We start from the raw sequence: 14,870 nt of genomic DNA, 5'->3' as shown, positions 1-14,870 counted from the left end.
GCGGAGGAGACTCCATGCTCCGCGCCCCACCTGCCCCGCGTCAGTCGCTTTGCTGTCAGCGATGGTCACCAGACGTATCACGAAGGTAACGTTTTGTAACAGCAACACGCTATGCTGGACGCCAAGTTGTTGCCAGGCCTGAGGCCCGGCCCGAGCGCCAGCAACCCCGGCTGAATGGCGCCCGCCCCCGGGACCCGGGCGGCCCGCAGGCTGGGATAGCATCGCCGCGCTCGTGCCGTGGCGGTACGTTTGCGCCCACGGAGGCCTTGAAAATGCTGGATATCGTACTGGTCGAAGACGATGCCCGCCTGGGTACGATGGTCAGCGACTATCTGCAGCGGCATGGCTACCAGGTGGCCCACGAGCGCAGCGGTGAGCGTGCGGTGACCCGGATCCTGACCGAGAAGCCGGCCCTGGTCCTGCTCGACGTCGGCCTGCCCGATCAGGATGGTTTCGAAGTGTGTCGGCAGATCCGACCCCACTATGACGGCATCATCTGCGTGCTGACCGCCCGCACCGACAACATCGACCAGGTGCTGGGACTGGAGCTGGGCGCCGACGATTACATCGGCAAACCCATCGAACCGCGGGTGCTGCTGGCCCGCCTGCGTGCGCACCTGCGCCGCCATCGCCGGGTCGAACCACGCGACGGCAGCCTGCGCTTCGGCGAGCTGAACATCGACCCGTCCACCCGCAATGTGCACCTGCAGGGCGCCCTGCTGGAACTGACCACCGCCGAGTTCGACCTGCTGTTCCTGCTGGCCAGCAACGCGGGGCAGATCCTCGACCGCGACGCGCTGCTGCGCGGCCTGCGTGGCATCGCCTTTGACGGCCTGGACCGTTCGATCGATGCACGCATCTCACGCCTTCGCCGCAAGCTGGGCGACAACCCTGAACAACCGGAGCGGATCAAGACCGTGCGTGGACGCGGCTACCTGTTCAGCCGCTCGGCATGGGGATGAAGCGCACGCCCTCGGCGATGCGCGGCCACGCCTTCCACTTCCTGCGCTACGGCATCGGTTTCCTGGTCGCCCACCTGCTGCTGATCGTGCTGGGCCTGTGGGCCTGGGACGCGCTGCTGGAAGACCGCACCGAAGCCGGGCTCCAGGCCGAAATGCGTGGCACCCATGCCCTGCTGCAGCACCGCTTCGCCGAAACCCCGCGCGAGCAGTGGCCGACGCTGGCGCGCCAACTGGACGCTGATTTCGCCTATGCCCTGCGCATGGTGCCGTTGGCCGAGGCGATGAAGGAGCTGCCGGCCAGCCAGCGTCCCCCCTTCAACAACGGCCGCGTGCAGATCGACCTGGAGCACATGCGCAGCCTTCAGCGGATCGGCGACAGCGACTACGCGGTGATGCTGGGGCCGTTGGACGAAGCGCTGCCCGACGAGGGCTGGCAGGACAGCGAAGTGTCCGGCGTGGCCATCCTGCTGCTGATCCTGATGGTGGCCGTGGCACTGCCGATGTACGTGATGGTCTACCGCCTGTGGCGTGACGTCTCGCAGTTGGCACAGGCGGCCCGGCAGATGCGCGACGGACAGCTGGACACGCGTGCGCCACGCGCCGGCACCGCGCTGGTGCGGCCGCTGGCCAATGCCTTCAACCATATGGCCGAGCAACTGCAGCAGCTGCTGGAAAGCCAGCGCGTTCTGGCGCAGGCAGTGGCACATGAAGTGCGCACCCCACTGGCACGGATGCGCTTCGGCCTGGCCGACCTGGAGGACACCGCGCTGGACGAGATCCAGCGTGATGCCCTGGGCGGCCTGCGCACCGACGTTGATCGGCTGCAGCACCTCACCGATGCCGGCGTCGAGTACGCCGCACTCGGTCGCTGCCATCAGCTGACCCGGCAGCGCCTGCAACTGGCGGCACTGGTACGCGGGGTAGTGGCCCAGTTCGCGCCGTTGCCGATGCCCGTGCAGCAGGCGCTGTCGCCGGTCGGCCTGGTCAACGTCAACCGGCACATGCTGGAACTGGCATTGCGCAACCTGCTCGGCAATGCCCTGCGCTACGCACGGCGGCAGATCCGTATCGCCAGCACCGTCAACGACGGCTGGCTATGCCTGCAGGTGGAGGACGACGGCCCCGGCATCGCACCCGAACTGCGCGGCCAGGTGCTTCAACCCTATGTGCGGCTGGATCCGGGCAGCCCCGGGTTCGGCCTCGGTCTGGCGCTGGTGCAGGTAGTGGCCGACAAGCATGGCGGCCACGTTGAAGTGACCGATTCGGAGCTGGGCGGTGCCTGCATCCGCCTGCACCTGCCGCTGGAAAGCGGCGGCGTGGTGGAGTGCGAGGCGGCCTGCTAGGCTGCCGGTTCCGCGCGCGGCAACGCAAACACGAACAGCGCGCCGCGCTCGCTGTCACGCAGTTCGATGCGACGGCCGTGCAGCTGCACGATGCGCTGCACGATCAGCAGGCCCAACCCGCCGTTCTCGCCACGTCGCGCGCCCAGCGCGGCCGGTGCCTGGAACAGCTGTGTGCGCAGTGCAGGGGCAACACCAGGACCATCATCGGCCACGCTCACTTCCACGCTGTCCGGCGTCGCGCGCAGACGCACCTCGATCCGGCCACCGTCGGGCGCATGCCGCAGCGCGTTGTCGAGCAGGTTGGTCAGCACCCGCTCGACCAGGCCCAGATCGGCGCGCACCAGCGGCAGGCCTGGCGGGAACTCCGCGAGCAGGCGCTGGTTGCGCGCCTGCGCCGCCAGCTCGAACTTCTGCAGCACGTCCTGCAGCAGCTCCGGCAGCGCGAACACTTCCCACTCCAGCCGCACTTCGCCGTGCTCCAGCCGCGCCAGCTCGAACAGCGCGCGTGCCAGCCGACCGACCTTGGCACTCTGCGCCAGGGCGATGCCAAGATAGCGGCGGCGCTCGTCCGGTGACAGCGTGGCATCCTTCAACGCCAGCGTTTCCAGGTAGCCGTGCAGCGACGACAGCGGCGTGCGCAGGTCGTGCGAAATATTGGCGACCAGCTCGCGCCGCTGCAGGTCCTGCTGGCGCAGCTGCTGCCATTGCTCGCCCAGCCGCTGTGCCATCTGCGCGTGCGCGTGTTCCAGGATCACCAGCTCGTCGCGCTCACCGGGGCGCAGCGGCTCCGGCGCCGGCAACGGCGTGGGTGCATCCATGTCGAAGGCCTGGATGCGCCGGGTCAGCCGCCGCAGCGGACGGGTCACCCAGTAGAACGCTACCAGCCCGGCCAGCAGGCCCAGGCTGCCGACCAGCATCACCGACCACAGCGTGGTGTTCCACTGGCTGCCGGCGGCAAGGTCGTCGGACAACATCTGGCGGTGTTCGCCGACCAGCACCACGTACACATAGCCAGCCTGGCGACCCTGCACGATCAGCGGCGCGGCACTGAACACCTTGCGGCCATCCGCGCTGCGCGGGTCATCGCCGAGGATCGGCAACGGTGCACCGGCCAGCAGCCGGCGCAGCGGTGCCACGTCCACCCGGTTGCGCACCAGATGCCCACTGGGTGCATCGTGGCCAAGGATGCGACCCTGGTCGTCCAGCAGGTAGACCTCGACGCTGGGGTTGACCGCCATCAGCTGGCCGAACAGCGCGCGCACCGCGGCATCACGCATGCCGCTGGTATCCATCAGCTCGCTGCGCTGGGCGATGTGCTCGGCCAGGCCCAGCGACAACCGCTGCACCACTTCCTGCTCGTGGCGGGTATTGGCACGCATCTGCAGCGCCAGCAACGCCATGCAGCACATCAGCATCAGCGCGGCGATCACCGCCGCCAGCTTCTGCCACAGGTTCGGCTTGATCATGCCGCCGCCCCGGCCGGATCGACCAGCTTGTAGCCGCGTCCCCACACCGTCAGCAGGCGCCGCGGGTTGGCCGGGTCCGGCTCGATCTTGCTGCGCAGCCGATTGATGTGGGTGTTGACCGTGTGCTCGTAACCGTCGTGCTGGTAGCCCCAGACCTGGTTGAGCAGTTCCATGCGTGCGAACACCTGGTCTGGATGGCGGGCGAAGAACAGCAGCAGGTCGAACTCGCGCGGGGTCAGCTCCAATGGGTTGCCATCCACCGAGGCGGTGCGTGCAACCGGGTCCAGCTGCAGCCCACCCAGCTCGATCGCGCCGGCATCGATGCGTGCGCTCTGCGCCATCGCCTCGGCGCGGCGCAGCAATGCGCGCACCCGTGCCACCAGTTCCGGCATCGAGAAGGGCTTGGCCAGGTAGTCATCCGCACCCAGTTCCAGGCCGACGATGCGCTGGGTTTCGCTGCCGCGCGCGCTGATGATGATGATCGGCACATAGCGCGCCATCGCGCGTGCACGCTGGCAGACCTGCAGGCCGTCCACGCCGGGCAGCATCACGTCCAGCACCAGCGCATCCCACGGGCCGTCCTGCTCAAGCAGGCGCAGGCCGGCATCGCCACTGGCGGCATGGGCGACGTCGTAACCCTCATCGCCCAGATGCATGCGCAGCAGGTCGGCGATGTGGGCATCGTCTTCAACGATCAGCACGCGTTTGGTCGACATCGGCAGCTCGGGGCCAGTGGGGAGGCTGGCTGCATTGTGGCGCGGGATTGCCGCCGATACCTCACGAAAAATTGAATCCTGCGTGAGGATTCGTTGACCCGGGCGGGCGCAGCATGGCCCCGTCGCCCCTTCCCGGAGTCCGCCATGTCCCTGTCCCGCCGCCATCTGCTGGGCCTGGGCGGTGTTGCCACCGCCGCCGGCCTGTTCGGCCTGGGGGCCTGCAGCCGCGCCGCCCCGGCGGCCGCCGAAGCGCGCCCGTCGCGACAGTTCGAGGTCATGCACAGCGATGCGCAGTGGCGCCAGCAGCTGACCCCGGCGCAGTACGCGGTGCTGCGCCAGCAGGCCACCGAGCGCCCGTACAGCAGCCCGCTCAACCAGGAACACCGGCAGGGCACTTTCGCCTGCGCAGGCTGCGCGCTGCCGCTGTTCTCCTCCTCCACCAAGTTCGAGAGCGGCACCGGCTGGCCCAGCTTCTGGGCGCCGCTGCACAACGCCATCGGCGAAGACCGCGACATCACCTTCGGGATGCTGCGGGTAGAGGTGCACTGCCGCCGCTGCGGTGGCCACCTCGGCCATGTGTTCAACGACGGCCCGCGCCCGACCGGGCTGCGCTACTGCATGAATGGTGCGGCGATGGTGTTCGTTCCCGGTGCCGCCGAGGGCGGCACTGCCGATGGCTGGCGGGTGCCGGTCGGTTCTTCCCCTGCTTCCGGAGCCTGACGATGCTGCTGTTGCTGCTTGCCTACCTTGGGGGCGCGCTGACCCTGCTCAGCCCCTGCATCCTGCCGGTGCTGCCGTTCGTGTTCGCGCGTGCCGACCGTCCATTCCTGCGCAGCACACTGCCGTTGCTGCTGGGCATGGCACTGACCTTCACCGTGGTCGCCAGCCTGGCCGCGGTGGGCAGCCAATGGGTGGCGCAGGCCAACCAGGTCGGACGCTGGATCGCCCTGCTGCTGATGGCGCTGTTCGCGGTGGCACTGCTATGGCCACGACTGGCCGACCATCTGCTGGCGCCGTTCCAGCGCGTAGGCGCCCGATTGAGTGCGCGCGCCGATGCCGCCGACGCAGCGGGGCGTGGAGGTGCGTGGACCTCGCTGCTGATCGGCATCGCCACCGGCCTGCTGTGGGCACCGTGCGCCGGGCCGATCCTCGGCCTGGTGCTGACCGGTGCGGCCCTGCATGGCGCCAGCGTCGGTACCAGTGCGCTGCTGCTGGCCTATGCACTGGGTGCGATCACCGCGCTGGCCCTGGCGGTGTGGGTGGGCGGGCGCGTGTTCCGTGCGCTGCAGGCGCGGCTTGGCCTCGGCGACGCACTGCGCAAGGTGTTGGGCGTGGCGGCCTTGCTGGCGGTGGTGGCGATCGGCATGGGCTGGGATACCGGCCTGCTCACCCGCCTTTCAACGGTCAGCACCGCGCGCATCGAGCAGGGCCTGCTGGATGCGGTACCCGGCGCGCAGCCGGCGGCACCGCCAATGATGATGATGGCCGGTGCCAACGCCGCTGCCGATGCACCGCTGCCGGTGGAAGGCACCCTGCCCGCGCTGGACGGCGCCACCGGCTGGCTCAACAGCCCGCCGCTGACGGCCCAGCAGCTGCGCGGCAAGGTGGTACTGGTCGATTTCTGGACGTACTCGTGCATCAACTGCCTGCGCGCGATGCCGTTCGTGCACGAATGGGAACGCCGCTACCGCGACCACGGCCTGGTGGTGGTCGGCGTGCACACCCCGGAATTCGCCTTCGAGCGTGACCCGCGCAACGTCATGAAGGCGGTGCAGCAGCTGAAGGTCGAGTACCCGGTGGCGCTCGACAACCAGTACACGATCTGGCGCGCGTTCAACAACCGCTACTGGCCGGCGCAGTACTTCGTCGATGCACAGGGCAACATCCGCGGCCACCAGTTCGGCGAAGGCAACTATGCGCGCTCGGAACAGATGATCCGCCGCCTGCTGACCGAAGCCGGCCAGACCCATCTGCCGCCACCGGCCGATCCCGCTGCCGCCGACCTGAAGGGCGTGGCCGCGCAGGCCGACATGGGCAATCTGCGCTCGCCGGAAACCTATCTGGGCCACGCCCGCGCCGAGCAGTTCGCCTCGCCCGGCGGGCAGCGCAGCGACGCTGCGTTCGACTACACGTTGCCGGCCACCCTGGCGTTGAACCAGTGGGGGCTGTCCGGGCACTGGACCGTCACCGATGAAGCGGCACAGCTGCAGCAGGCCGGTGGCCGCATCGCCTTCCAGTTCCATGCGCGCGACCTGCACCTGGTGCTGGCACCGGCCCACGACGGCACGCCGGTGCGTTTCCGGGTCTGGCTGGACGGCAAGCCGCTGCCCGCCGCCGATGCCGGCAGCGATGTCGGAGCCGATGGCAGCGGCGTGGTCGACGAGCACCGCCTGTACCAGCTGATCCGCCAGCGCGGCACGGTCGGCCCGCACCGCTTCGAGATCGAGTTCCTCGATGCGGGCGTGCAGGCCTATGCCTTCACCTTTGGTTGAAACGGGAGGACATGATGAAACTCTCCTTTGAACAGGGCGTTGCTGCCGGTGTTGCAGGCCTGGTGGCCACGGCATTGATCGCCGGTGTGCTGCTGGTTGACCACGGCGCCATCGCGGCACCGGTCGAAGCCAGCGCACAGACCGGCGCGCTGCCAGCACCCAGCGGCGATGCCGCGTTCCGCGATGACGCCACCCACGCCAGCGTGGTGTTTGCCGGTGGCTGCTTCTGGGGGGTGCAGGGCGTGTTCCAGCACGTCAAGGGCGTGAGCAATGCCGTCTCCGGTTATATCGGCGGCAGCGCCGCCAACGCGCGTTACGAACGGGTCAGCAGCGGCCAGACCGGCCATGCCGAGGCGGTGAAGATCGACTATGACCCGCGCCAGGTCAGCTACGGGCAGTTGCTGCAGGTGTTCTTCTCGGTGGCACACGACCCGACCCAGCTCAACCGCCAGGGGCCGGACCACGGCAGCCAGTACCGGTCGGCGATCTTCACTGACGACGCCCGCCAGCAGGCGGCCAGCCGCGCCTACATCGCCCAGCTCGGCCAGGCCGGCAGCTACCGCGCGCCGATCGTCACCCAGCTGGTCAGCGGCCAGCGCTTCTACCCGGCCGAGAGCTACCACCAGAACTACATGACGAACTACCCGCAGGCGGCCTACATCCGCTACTACGACGCACCGAAGCTGGCCGCGCTGGGCAGGCAGTTCCCGGCGTTGTACCGGCGCGATGCGGCGCTGGTGCCGATGCGGTAACGACCCGGGTAGTGCCGGCCGCTCGCCGGCTCCTGGGGATCCAGGGATTGCCGGCCAGCGGCCGGCACTACCTGCAAAAAAAGACGCACGGCCATCCAGCCGTGCGCTTGGAAAGTACCGGCCACGCCCCGATCAGGCCCGGCCGACAACGACATGCTAGGCTCGCCATCATCATGGGTACAGCACCAGATGGCGGGAAATTCGATGGATACAGATGACCAGAGCGCGATGATCCCGCCCCGCTACCAACGGCTGTCCGACGAACTGGCCGAGGCCATTCACGGCGGTCGCCTTCCGGTTGGCAGCCGCCTGCCCTCGCTGCGGCAGATGGCCTCACAACGCAGGCTCAGCCTCAACACGGTGATTGCCGCCTATCGCCAGCTGGAAGACGCTGGTCTGGTGATTCCCCGGCCCAAGGCCGGCTTCGAGGTCGCGCCACGACTGTCGGTGCCGGAACGCTCGTTGCGCGATGTGCCCTCGGCACCCACTGCACCGCTGCAGCAGGTGTTGATGGCGCGCGTGCTTGAGGCGCAGCGCCGCCCGGGCGTGATCGATCTGGCGTTCGCCGGCCCGCGCGGTCGCCAGTTCTACCCCGGCGCGCAGCTGGCCAAGCACACCGCGCAGGTACTACGCCATGGCCAGCAGACGGTGGAGACCTACGCGCGCCCGAATGGTTCGCCGCGGCTGCTGGCGCAGATCGTGCGCCGCGGTCCGCGCATGGGCCTGCACACCCACGCCGGGCGCCTGCTGCTGACCCACGGTGCAATGGAAGCGCTGCAGCTGGCATTGCGTGCGGTGACCCAACCCGGCGACGCGGTCGGCATCGAGGCACCGTCCTACTTCAATCTGTACCCGTTGCTGGCCAACCTCGGCCTGCAGGCCATCGAACTGCCCACCCATCCGCAGCAGGGCCTGGATGTCGATGCGCTGGACACGCTGCTGGAGCACACATCGCTGGCCGCGCTGGTGGTGATGCCGACCGTGCACAACCCGCTGGGCTGCACCATGCCGATGGATGCCAAGCAACGCCTCGCCGAGCTGGTCAATGCACGCCAACTGCCGTTGATCGAGGATGCGGTGTACGCCGAGCTGCAGTTCTGCGAGCCGCCGGCGCCGCTGCTGAAGGCGTTTGATCGCGACGGCTGGGTGATGGTGGTCGGCGGCTTTTCCAAGACGCTGGCGCCGGACTATCGCATCGGCTGGCTCGATGGTGGCCGCTTCGCCGAACGCATCGCACTGCTGAAGTTCCAGTCCACCGGTGGTGAGCCGCAGCTGCTGGGTGACGCGGTGGCGGCCTATCTGGAAGCGGGCAGCTACGAGCACCACCTGCATCGCATGCGTCGCCTGTATCGCGAACAGGTCGGACGGCTGCGCCAGCTGGTGGCCGAGCACTTCCCGGCGGGCACCCGCGCCACTGAACCGCAGGGCGGCTTCCTGCTGTGGCTGGAACTGCCGGGCATCGATACGCGCGAACTGTTTGAGCGTGCGCTGCAGGAGGACATCGTGTTCATGCCCGGCCAGGTGTATTCACGTGGCGCGCGGTATCGCCATTGCCTGCGGCTGTCGTGCTGCCAGACGCTGGATGCGCGCTTCATTGGGGCGGTGGAGCGGCTGGGCGCGATCGCGCGGGAGCTGGCGTCTGCAGCACGGTAGTGCCGGCCGCTGGCCGGCAACTGCACGCAGGTGGATACATCGAGGTTGCCGGCCAGCGGCCGGCACTACCCCAGGTCAATCGAGCAGATGCGTGCTCAGGATCTGGCCATCCGCGCCCGGAAGGTGCGGCAAGCGCCCCCAGCACGGCATCGGCAGTCGCTGCTGCAGCGTTGCGATGTTTTCATCCTGGCGCTGCATCGCCGGGTCGATGTGGTTGCCGATCCAGCCCAGGCACTCCACGCCACTGGCCTGCAGCGACTGCGCGGTCAGCCGCGCATGGTTGACGCAGCCCAGCCGCATGCCCACCACCAGCAGCACCGGCAACCGCAGTGCGCGCACCAGGTCGAGCTGGTCCAGCGTGGCCGAGACCGGCGCCAGCCAACCACCGACGCCCTCCACTACCACGATGTCGGCCTGCGCGCGCAGGCGTTCGAACGCGGCCACGATCGGCGCCAGCTCCACCTGCACGCCGTCCTCGGCAGCGGCCAGCTCCGGTGCCAGCGGCTGCCGCAGCGCATACGGATTCAGATCGGCGTAGTCCGGCACCGGCCAGCTGGCTGCCTGCAGCGCCAGCGCGTCCTCGTTGCGCAGGCCCTGTCCCAGATCCTCGCTGCCGCTGGCCACCGGCTTCATGCCGACCGCGCGCAGGCCACGCCGGCGCAGCGCATGCAGCAGCGCGGTGCTTGCCGCGGTCTTGCCGATCTCGGTATCGGTGCCGGTAACGAAGAGGGCTGGCGGCAGCGGGGTGGGCAACGGCATCAAGGGCTCCAGCAGGGCAACAGTGCGTGCATTATCACCGGCCCGGCGCGCTTGCTAGACTGCTGGCATGTTCGCCAATGCCTCGCTCACCGGCAGCAAGCCGGAACAATACGCCCAGCTGCTGGAACAGGCCCGTGGCCTGGTCTACGGCGAGTCCGACCGCATCGCCAACGCGGCCAACCTCTCTGCGCTGGTCTACCATGCCCTGCCCGACCTGAACTGGGTGGGCTTCTATCTGTACGACGGCAAGGAACTGGTGGTCGGCCCGTTCCAGGGCCTGCCGGCCTGCGTGCGCATCCCGCTGGACAAGGGCGTGTGCGGAGCCGCCGCCAGCCAGCGCGTGACCCAGCGCGTGGAGGACGTCGACGCCTTCCCCGGCCATATCGCCTGCGATTCGGCCTCGCGCTCGGAACTGGTGGTGCCGCTGCTGCGCGGCGATGAACTGATCGGCGTGTTCGATATCGACAGCCCGAAGGTCGGCCGCTTCGACGCAGAAGATCAGGCCGGCCTGGAAGCCATCGCCCGCGTGTTCGTCGAGGCGTTGGGATGAGCACGCCGAAGCTGCGCAACATCGGCCCGAAAAGTGCGGCGTGGCTGCGCCAGGTCGGCCTGCGCAGCCGCGACGACCTGGTCGCGATCGGAGCCGTCGGCGCCTTCGTCAAGGTCAAGCGCGCCGGCTTCAAGCCCAGCCTGAACCTGCTGTACTCGCTGGAAGGCGCGTTGCTGGACTGCCATTGGCAGGAGCTGAGCGAGCCACAGCGTGAAGCACTGGTGCAGGATTACGAAGCGCGCATCGCTGCGCATCCGCTGAAGGCAGCCGGCCCGGCCTCGGGCCCGGTGCATGAGCAGCGCTTCGATGCCGACGATGACGCTGAGGACAGCGTGACCGAGGACGCGGACGAGGATTGACTGCACCGGTAGTGCCGGCCGCTGGCCGGCAACTGCATGGTCTTTTCATCGTTCCTGAAGCTGCCGGCCAGCGGCCGGCACTACCGCTGTGATGCGGGATCGGTAGCGCCGGGCCATGCCCGGCGAGTGCGATCAAGGCTGCTGCAGCTCCAGCAGCTCACCCACCAGCCCGACCTCGCCACGCTCCAGCCACACCCGCAAGCGGGTGCCGTGGTCGATACGCAGGGCCCAGCAGAGCGACATCGGCAGGCCGCAGACCTGCGACAGCACCATGCGCAACGGGCCACCGTGGCTGACTACCAGCGTCGGCACCGGGTCATCGTCATCCAGCAGGCGATCCAGCGCGCGCGCGATGCGCCGCTCGAAATGCCCCCAGCTCTCGCCGTTCGGCGGTGGGAACGCATGCGGATCGGCGTGGAAGGCGGCCAGCGCATCTTCCGGCAGGTCGAACAGCGATTGCCCGTCCCAGTCGCCAAAATCCAGCTCTTCCCATTCCTCGTCCGCTTCGACGTCCAGCCCGCGCGGGGTGGCCAGCGCCATGGCCGTATGCAGCGAACGCAGCCGCGGCGAACTGACCACCCGCTCCCAGCGCTGCCCGGCATAGGCCTCGACCAGCTCCTGCGGCAGGCCGGCCAGCTGCGGTGGGTCGCTGCGGCCATCGAGGTATTCATCACGGCCGTTGCCGGCATGGCGGACCAGGTCGAGGATCATGCGCGCGTCCCGGACGGGCAACGCAGGTACAGCGGAAAACGGGCGGACATCGGCAACGGCACCACGGGATCGAGCAACCATTCTAAAGGCACAGCAAAGGCAGTCGTGCAGGCGCGACGCAACGGCACTGCCTGCGATGCCGTAGACTGCGCGCACTTCCAGGTGACCTGCGGCTCCGGCCGGCAGGTTGAAACGGGAAGCCGGTGACGCGTGATTCCACGCCAGGCCGGCGCTGCCCCCGCAACGGTAAGCACGTCAGTTCCAGGCAACAACGCCACTGTGCCACAGGCATGGGAAGGCGCCTGGACGGTGGCCTCGCGCCACCCGGCGGCGAGCCCGGAGACCGGCCCGGAAGCCTCAGGTCGCGATGCGGTGGGCATGGCGCTGGATGACCGTGGCGCGCGCTGCGGCGTCGGCGCGTGCCTGCCTTCGCGGCTCCTCCCCTTCGCCACGCGGGCGTGCGTGGCACCTGGAGTCCCCCATGAAGCTGCAGTCCCGAATGCTGTCCCTGGCCGTGCTGGCCGCCCTGCCCGCGCTGGCCCAGGCCAGCGAGGCCACCACCGCGCTCGACCAGATCCTGGTCACCGCCACCCGCACCCCGATCGCCCTGCAGGACAGCATCGCGCCGGCACAGGTGATCGACCGCGCGCAGATCGAATCCAGCCAGGCCACTTCGCTGCAGGAACTGCTGCGTGGCCGCGCCGGTATCAACCTGACCAACGCCGGCGGCCTCGGCAAGCAGAGCTCGCTGTTCCTGCGCGGTACCAATTCCGGCCACACCGTGGTGCTGGTGGATGGCGTGCGCATCAACAGCGCCGACCTCGGCCTGGCCATGTACCAGGACCTGCCGCTGGCGCAGATCGAACGCGTCGAAATCGTTCGCGGCCCGCAGTCGAGCCTGTACGGTGCCGACGCCATCGGTGGCGTGATCCAGATCTTCACCCGTCGCAACCAGGGCGATTTCGCCCCGCACTTCCAGCTCGGCGGCGGCAGCAACGGGCTGCGCGAAGCCAGCGGCGGCATTGGTGGTGGCAGCGAACGCGGCTGGTTCGGTGCCGACATCGCCTACCAGCATTCCGATGGCATCGATGCCTGCCGCGGCTCGGCCACGCTGTTCACCGGCTGTTTCGCCGACGAGCCCGATCGCGACGGCTACCGCAACCTGTCCAAGAGCCTGCGCGGTGGCTACAGCTTCAACGACCAGTGGAACGTGGAAGGCAGCGCATTGCGCGCCGACGGCAAGAACCACTACGACGGCTACTACAACTATTCGGAAACCCGCCAGCAGGTGCTGGCCGGCAAGGTGCGCTACACCCCGTCCGAGCGCTTGGCATTCACCGCCAACGTCGGCCGCAGTGACAACGAGTCGGACAACTTCGGCGACTTCGGTGCACGTGGCAGCGCACAGACCCATCGCGACAGCGCCTCGCTGCAGGGCGATTTCGGCGTGGCCGAGGGCCAGCTGCTGAGCGCAGGCGTGGACTGGAGCGAAGACAACCTGGATGGTAGCAGCGCGGGTTACCTCGTCGACAGTCGCCGCAACACCGGCGTGTTCGTGCAGTACCAGGGCCGCTTCGGACGCCACCAGCTGCAGGCCAGCGCACGCAACGACGACAACCAGCAGTTCGGCAACCACGCTACCGGCAGCGTTGGCTGGGCCGTGGAACTGGGCCACGGCCTGCGCGTCAACGCCAGCTATGGCACGGCGTTCAAGGCACCGACCTTCAGCGATCTGTACGACCCGTGGAGCGGCGTGCCTACGTTGAACCCGGAGAAATCCAAGAGTGCCAACCTGGGCGTTTCGCAGCAGGGCCAGGGCTGGCACTGGGGTCTGGATGTGTATGAAACCCGCATCGATGATCTGATCACCTACGATGCGGCGACCTTCAAGATGCAGCAGGTGGAGAAGTCCCGCATCCGCGGTGCCGAACTGACCGGCGGCGTGCTGCTGGCCGGCTTCGACATCAACGCACAGCTCAGCTACACCGACCCGCGCAACCGCACCGGCGGCAGCACCCAGTTCGACAACTGGCTGCCACGCCGCGCGCAGCAGACCGCGCGCCTGGACATCGACCGTCGCTTCGGCAACTTCCGCGCCGGCCTGACCGTACAGGGTGCCGGCAAGCGCTACGACGATGCCGCCAACATGGTGAAGGTGGGAGGTTACGGCACGCTGGATCTGCGCGCCGAGTACGCGCTGACGCCGTCGTGGTCGCTGCTGGCACGTGCCGCCAATGTGTTCGACCGCAGGTATGAGACCGTGGCGTGGTTCAACCAGCCCGGCCGTGAGTACCAGTTGAGCGTGCGTTACCAGCCGAAATGAAGGAGCGCGCCGGGCATCGCCCGGCGCCTCCTGATGCCATCGACGCATGGCGTCTACTGTAGAGCCGAGCCATGCTCGGCTCATGCATTCAAGCAGCCGAGCACGGGCTCGGCTCTACACCGGGATACCGGCGACCAACCCCGGCAGTTCACGCAGGTCGTCGATCACCGCCACCGCATGCGCGGTGGCCAGGTCCAGGCCGCGCGGATAGCCGTAGCGCACCAGTGCGATCGGCATGCCGGCATCTTCGGCGGCGCGGTAGTCGGTCAACGAATCACCCACCATCAGGCAGGACTCCACCGGCAGCCCGAAGTGCGCGGCGATGTGCCGCAATGGCTCACCGCTGGGCTTGCGCTGCGGCAGCGAATCTCCCCCCAGTACCAGCGCGAATACATCACCGATACCCAGGTGCTGCAGCAGCGGCGGCACCAGTGCTTCAGGCTTGTTGGTGCAGATCGCCAGTGGCACGTTGCGCGCACGCAGTTGCGCCAGCGCTTCGCCCACGCCATCGAACAGCCGCGGGCTGCGCAGCAGGCACTCACGGTAGTGCACCATGAACACCGGCATCACCTCGGCCAGGTCCACCTCGCGGCCGGCGGCCTGCACCGCCTGTTCGACCAGACGACCCACACCGTCACCGATCCAGCCCAGCACGGTGGCTTCCGGCACACGCGCCACGCCGATGTCCTCCAGCGTGCGGTTCAGCGCTTCGGCAATATCGGCAGCGCTGTCGACCAGCGTGCCATCGAGGTCGAACACGACCAGCGGATACGGATACGACAAG

General features: G+C 68.5%; 14 protein-coding genes and 1 riboswitch. Of the genes, 9 read left to right on the top strand and 5 right to left on the bottom strand.

What is annotated here, in order from left to right; genetic code table 11:
- Positions 1-272: 272 nt before the first annotated feature.
- Both EZ304_RS12030 and EZ304_RS12025 read left to right on the top strand, forming a co-directional pair.
- Entirely contained in the window at positions 273-962 is a 690-nt protein-coding gene (locus EZ304_RS12030) for a winged helix-turn-helix domain-containing protein (RefSeq protein ID WP_099552593.1), read from the top strand.
- Positions 959-2,305: an ATP-binding protein gene (locus EZ304_RS12025; RefSeq protein ID WP_142807184.1), complete on the top strand. Its 1,347-nt coding sequence runs from the start codon at positions 959-961 to the stop codon at positions 2,303-2,305. Before EZ304_RS12030 ends, EZ304_RS12025 begins: the two co-directional genes overlap by 4 nt.
- Here EZ304_RS12025 and EZ304_RS12020 read toward each other — a convergent pair.
- Complete coding sequence (locus EZ304_RS12020) at positions 2,302-3,771, bottom strand: sensor histidine kinase (RefSeq protein WP_099552591.1); 1,470 nt, start codon at positions 3,769-3,771, stop codon at positions 2,302-2,304. The two genes, EZ304_RS12025 and EZ304_RS12020, sit on opposite strands and share 4 nt — an antisense overlap.
- Positions 3,768-4,487, bottom strand: a complete 720-nt coding sequence (locus EZ304_RS12015; protein WP_065186281.1) for a response regulator transcription factor — start codon at positions 4,485-4,487, stop codon at positions 3,768-3,770. Before EZ304_RS12015 ends, EZ304_RS12020 begins: the two co-directional genes overlap by 4 nt.
- Before the next feature lie 144 nt (positions 4,488-4,631).
- On the opposite strand from EZ304_RS12015, the gene msrB reads away from it, so the two are divergent.
- From msrB to EZ304_RS11995, 4 genes are all read left to right on the top strand, one after another.
- Positions 4,632-5,207: a peptide-methionine (R)-S-oxide reductase MsrB gene (gene msrB, locus EZ304_RS12010; RefSeq protein WP_142807183.1), complete on the top strand. Its 576-nt coding sequence runs from the start codon at positions 4,632-4,634 to the stop codon at positions 5,205-5,207.
- Positions 5,208-5,209: 2 nt separating this feature from the next.
- A complete protein-coding gene (locus tag EZ304_RS12005) occupies positions 5,210-6,979 on the top strand; it encodes a cytochrome c biogenesis protein DipZ (protein ID WP_142807182.1) in 1,770 nt (589 codons plus the stop codon).
- Positions 6,980-6,993: 14 nt separating this feature from the next.
- A complete protein-coding gene (msrA, locus tag EZ304_RS12000; protein WP_099552601.1) occupies positions 6,994-7,731 on the top strand; it encodes a peptide-methionine (S)-S-oxide reductase MsrA in 738 nt (245 codons plus the stop codon).
- Between the two features lie 204 nt (positions 7,732-7,935).
- Positions 7,936-9,384: a PLP-dependent aminotransferase family protein gene (locus tag EZ304_RS11995; RefSeq protein WP_099552588.1), complete on the top strand. Its 1,449-nt coding sequence runs from the start codon at positions 7,936-7,938 to the stop codon at positions 9,382-9,384.
- A gap of 75 nt (positions 9,385-9,459) precedes the next feature.
- On the opposite strand, the gene bioD is transcribed toward EZ304_RS11995, so the two are convergent.
- Complete coding sequence (gene bioD, locus EZ304_RS11990; RefSeq protein WP_142807181.1) at positions 9,460-10,143, bottom strand: dethiobiotin synthase; 684 nt, start codon at positions 10,141-10,143, stop codon at positions 9,460-9,462.
- A 67-nt stretch (positions 10,144-10,210) separates the two neighbouring features.
- Between bioD and EZ304_RS11985 the strand changes: the two genes are divergently transcribed.
- Both EZ304_RS11985 and EZ304_RS11980 read left to right on the top strand, forming a co-directional pair.
- A complete protein-coding gene (locus tag EZ304_RS11985; RefSeq protein ID WP_099552586.1) occupies positions 10,211-10,693 on the top strand; it encodes a GAF domain-containing protein in 483 nt (160 codons plus the stop codon).
- Positions 10,690-11,052, top strand: a complete 363-nt coding sequence (locus EZ304_RS11980; RefSeq protein WP_142807180.1) for a TfoX/Sxy family protein — start codon at positions 10,690-10,692, stop codon at positions 11,050-11,052. Before EZ304_RS11985 ends, EZ304_RS11980 begins: the two co-directional genes overlap by 4 nt.
- Before the next feature lie 132 nt (positions 11,053-11,184).
- Here the strand turns inward: EZ304_RS11980 and EZ304_RS11975 are convergent, their stop codons facing one another.
- Positions 11,185-11,763, bottom strand: coding sequence for a histidine phosphatase family protein (locus tag EZ304_RS11975; RefSeq protein ID WP_142807179.1), 579 nt, complete (start codon positions 11,761-11,763; stop codon positions 11,185-11,187).
- Between the two features lie 143 nt (positions 11,764-11,906).
- Positions 11,907-12,129, top strand: a riboswitch (cobalamin riboswitch).
- Between the two features lie 115 nt (positions 12,130-12,244).
- Here EZ304_RS11975 and btuB point away from each other — a divergent pair.
- On the top strand, positions 12,245-14,086 hold the full coding sequence (gene btuB, locus EZ304_RS11970; protein ID WP_142807178.1) for a TonB-dependent vitamin B12 receptor: 1,842 nt from the start codon (positions 12,245-12,247) through the stop codon (positions 14,084-14,086).
- 114 nt (positions 14,087-14,200) lie between these two features.
- Here btuB and gph read toward each other — a convergent pair whose 3' ends face one another.
- Positions 14,201-14,869, bottom strand: coding sequence for a phosphoglycolate phosphatase (gph, locus tag EZ304_RS11965; RefSeq protein WP_142807177.1), 669 nt, complete (start codon positions 14,867-14,869; stop codon positions 14,201-14,203).
- Between the last annotated feature and the right edge of the window lies 1 nt (position 14,870).

The organism is Stenotrophomonas maltophilia, from assembly GCF_006974125.1.
Taxonomy (GTDB): Bacteria; Pseudomonadota; Gammaproteobacteria; order Xanthomonadales; family Xanthomonadaceae; genus Stenotrophomonas; species Stenotrophomonas maltophilia_O.
This window is presented reverse-complemented; position numbering and strand designations above follow the sequence as displayed.